Annotated in this window: 3 protein-coding genes; 1 reads left to right on the top strand and 2 read right to left on the bottom strand. The window is 58.4% G+C overall.

Features of this window, described 5'->3' with window-relative positions; genetic code table 11:
* Positions 1-64 precede the first annotated feature (64 nt).
* Positions 65-1,951: an alkaline phosphatase family protein gene (locus tag V6C07_RS08075; protein ID WP_333535864.1), complete on the bottom strand. Its 1,887-nt coding sequence runs from the start codon at positions 1,949-1,951 to the stop codon at positions 65-67.
* An 89-nt stretch (positions 1,952-2,040) separates the two neighbouring features.
* Between V6C07_RS08075 and V6C07_RS08070 the strand changes: the two genes are divergently transcribed.
* Entirely contained in the window at positions 2,041-2,847 is an 807-nt protein-coding gene (locus tag V6C07_RS08070; protein WP_333535862.1) for a BCCT family transporter, read from the top strand.
* Positions 2,848-3,422: 575 nt separating this feature from the next.
* Here the strand turns inward: V6C07_RS08070 and V6C07_RS08065 are convergent.
* Positions 3,423-4,070: MFS transporter (locus V6C07_RS08065; protein WP_333535860.1), on the bottom strand; the 648-nt coding region annotated here is incomplete at its 5' end.

Here is a 4,070-nt window from a genome sequence, read left to right as displayed (position 1 = left end):
TCGCCCGGCGTGGGGTATGGGCGCGTCTGATGCGGGGCGTACCCCGCCGGTTGCGAATTCGGGGCTAGTCCACCAGATCGGGGTTTTCCATGATCTGATAAATGGGCGCGCCTTCGGCGTCTTCAGGAATGGGGTTGCCGGTCACGTAGCAGAAGGTGGGCACGATGTCGGCCAGCCAGCGCGGGCGCGTGTAGCGGTAACCCTTTTTGATGTTCGGCCCGCGGAACATGAGCAGGTTCTTCAGGCTGCCGCAGCCGGATTCGCCCGTGGGCAGGCCATAGCCGTGCTCGGCCATGTATTCGGGCTTGAGCACGTACACCACATCGCCCGCCTGCGCGCCTCCCATGCCGAACACATGAGCGTCTTCGCGGCGCACGGCCAGCAGCACCGGGCGTTCGCCGGTTTCGGGATGTTTGTAGTCAAGCAGGGCGTCAATGCTCTGGTCGCGCACCTTTTCATAGTCCTCGGCTTCCACAATGCCGCCGGGGTATTTGTCCTTCAGGTTGACGTAGACAAACATGTAGCGCTGAGGCACGGCCGCGGACTTGCTCACGTCGAGCACGTAGTTGAAACCTTCGGTTTCTTCGTAAATATCCCAGTAATTTTCCGACTTTTTAGGCTCGTAGGAGCACAGCCCGGCCTCTTTGAGGGCGTGGGCCGTATTGAGGATCGGCCCCATGGGGGTCGCGCCGTGGTCGGAGCAGACGCACATGAGGGTCTCATCGCCCATGATGTCCGTCAGGCGGCCCAGCAGGCGGTCTTCCACTTCGTAGATGTGGCGTTCCATTTTTTCGGCGCGGGCGCGCACGGCATCGTCCTTGCTGTCCAGTTCGCTGAGCCAGCCGTGATAGAACCAGTCAATGGGGTGGGAGTGCATGTAAAGCAGATCCCAGTCCGGGTTGGCCTTGATGAGCGAGCTGATGGTGTTCCACAGCCATGCGCTGTGAAATTCCACAAGTTCGCACACGGTGTCGGTGTCGATGATGCCGTGCAGGTAGGCCACAAGACCGATGTCGTTGGCCGTGATGTCTTTGGAAAAATCAATGTGGGCGGCGGCTTCGGCAGGCGCAACAAAGCCGCAGCGGCCCGCTATGCCGGACACGTAAAGCTTGAATTCTTCAGCATCGTCAGACAGCTGCATGAGCTTGCAGCGAAACACGCCCTTTTCCGTACGGCCATCGGCCTTTATGGTAAAGTCGTGCTGCACGGGTTCGCTCCACGCGCCCAGGGTGATGGTGAAAAATGCCTTGGCGTAGTCTTTTTCGGGGCACAGGGCCATGCGGTCATAGCCGTCGTCTTCGCTTTGCCAGACAAGACAGTGCCATACCTGATCCTCAAGGGGTTCGGTGGATTCCTTGAAGGTCATGTTGACGGTCATTTCCAGCGGTTCGTCGCCTTCGGGCAGGTTTTTCCAGCCTTTGGCGTCATCAAAAACGCCCTGCGCGCCCATGGGGTAGTAGTCGGTGGAGATCACGCTTTCAGAGCAGAGAAATTCCTTGTGCTCGTTGCCGTGCAGGGGCCAGCGTGTTTCGGCGGGGCTGAGGCCCTCGCCCATGATCATGACGCCCTTGTCCATCTTGGACGGCCAGGACATGGGGTAGTTGATCACAAGACACTTTTTGCCCGCCTTGTCCCAGGCGTCCCAGATGGTCTGGGCGGTGAGGATGTCGGAGCCGAAGGCCTGGGTGGTTTCTTTATAGTCCAGGCTGCGGCCTTCATGATAGTAGTAATAGTCTTCCACGCCGTGGGTGCGGGGCCATGCGCCGGTGCAGATGGTGGCCCAGGAGGGCGGGGTGACCGTAGGCAGGTTGAACCCTTCGGGAATGTAGCTGCCTTCGTTCATGAACTTGCGGAAATTGTCCAGCCCTCCCTGGGCCAGCATATGTTCAAGCCTCTTGGGGATAAGGCAGTCATAGCCGATGAGGACGGCGCGTTTGGCTTTGGCGGACATAAGTATAAACCTCCTTGGTGATGCATGACGAGCATGAGATTGCTGTGTGATGCCGCATGGTTAATCAATAAGCATGCCAAAGCGGTCTGGTGGCGGGGTATACGGTTTATCGGGGGCTGGACAAGGGCATCAGGTGGCTGAGCGACGTGAACGTGATTCTGGCCCTGATGCTGGCGGCCTATTGCTTCTTTTGCGGGCCGACGGTGCAGCTTTTCAATATCTTCACCAATGCCTTCGGCAAGTGGCTCGGAAACTATCCCAACATGGTGTTCTGGACAGATCCCTGGGGCGGCGGCAGCTTTCCACAGGACTGGACCATTTTTTACGCCTTGTTCTGGGCAGGCTTCGGGCCTTTCATGGGGCTGTTCATCGCGCGCATTTCACGCGGGCGCACCGTGCGTGAAATCATTTTGTGGGACATGACGGGTACGGTTTCCGGCGGCTGTCTGATGCACGGCATCTTTGGTTCCTATTCGCTCTATGTACAGCATGCGGGCATTCTCGACGTCGTAAGCATTCTCAAGACAGAGGGCGGGGCCGCCGCAATGGTTGCCGTGCTTGGCACGCTGCCCTTCAAGGAACTGGTGCTCGTGGCGTACTGCCTGCTGTCCACCATCTTTCTGGCAACCACGGTCAACTCCGGTTCCTATGTGGTCGCCAGCACGGCCACCCGTCGCCTCAGCCCCGATTCCGAGCCGCACCGCCTGCACCCGTACCTTCTGGTGCCTCGTGCAGTGCGTTCTGGCTCTGGGCATGATCTGCATGGGCGGCCTCGGTGTTGCCAAGATGTTCGGCAACTTCTCCGGCGCGCTTATGGCATTGCCCTCGTTGCTGCTGACCTTCTGCTGGCTCAAGATCATCCGCACCGACGGAGCTTCGGTGCTGCGCAGGTATGAGACAAAACTCTAGACAGTGTCGAGGAAGATGCCGCACCCCGAGCGGCCCAGGGCGCAGCCCGTGTAAACAGTCCGGAAACCGGTGGCTCTCCTTCCTGCCGGTTTCCGGGCTGCCTTTTTGCGCATACGGAAAGAACAGGGTAGCTCTGAAATATATTCATTTATATTGTATTCTTGCATAAGATAGGAACAGTTTGCGCACCTGTTTTTACGCCAAGGAAACATCAGGCACATCCGGCTGCAAGATTGGCTGGTATCCGCCCGAAGCAACGAGATTTGCCCGGGCGGATCTGTTTTTGCTAAAAAGAACATTTAAAATTTTATATTATTTAAATAATAACATTATGTTATTCGCGTTATAAACATCTGGCACATGATTTTTCGCACACAAACTGACATGGCGCACACTCCGTGGGGGCGGGCTGATCTGCTTTCGTTCCGTAACGCGGGGTGTTCTGTGAGCAGGCGCGGGTGAAAACCGGCATGCACCACGACAGCGGACGAAAAAAGCCCCTGTACCGGGAATGCCGATACAGGGGCTTTTTGAATGTTCGTAACTGTGCGTGGCGGAGGGGCTATCTTCGCGCCGCCCTTGCCGGAACCTTTGCCGTATGTTCGCGCAGGGCAAAGGCGAATACCGTGCCGATAAAGGCTACCACGGCCAGGCACTGAAAGGTGCGCGGCAGCCCGTGATTGTCGGCGATCCAGCCCAGCAGCGGAGCGAACACGCCCCCCAGGCTGGTGGCCAGGCCCAGGGTAATGCCCGAGGCAAAACCGATATTGCGGGCAAGGTAAGTCTGCCCCAGAACCACCAGAGAACTGAAGGGCGCGTAGAGCACAAAGCCGAGCAGGGGCAGCAGGGCATAAGCGGCATAAAGGTTGGGCAGCAGGCCGAAAGCCAGCACGGCGGGCGTCATCAGGGCAAAGCCCAGACGCACGATGACCCTGAAGCCGTGCCTGTCGGCCAGTACGCCGCCCAGAATGTTGCTGGCAACCCCGAAAGTGCAGAAAATGGTCAGGGCTACGGCCCCGGCGGTTTTGCTCTGCCCAAAGCCGTTCACCCAGTACAGGGGAATAAAGGTGTTGAAGCCCACAAAAAGAATGGAGCGCGCAATGATGGCCCCGGTCAGCTTTGAAAATTCGTGCCAGTTGTTCTGCGGTGCTTCGCCGCCTTCGGCGTCGGGCGTTGTGCCGCCGGGCTGCCCTGAAGCGTCTTTGCCCTG

Origin of the sequence: Desulfovibrio sp. 1214_IL3152 (genome assembly GCF_036763055.1) — a bacterium.
Classification (GTDB): domain Bacteria; phylum Desulfobacterota; class Desulfovibrionia; order Desulfovibrionales; family Desulfovibrionaceae; genus Desulfovibrio.
The sequence above is the reverse complement of the archived record's forward strand: the minus strand, read 5'-3'. Positions and strand labels throughout refer to the sequence as shown.

Bases quoted from the DNA above. Each gene is read 5' to 3' on its own strand.
- V6C07_RS08075 (WP_333535864.1), bottom strand. From the start codon at position 1,951: ATGTCCGCCAAAGCCAAACGCGCCGTCCTCATCGGCTATGACTGCCTT.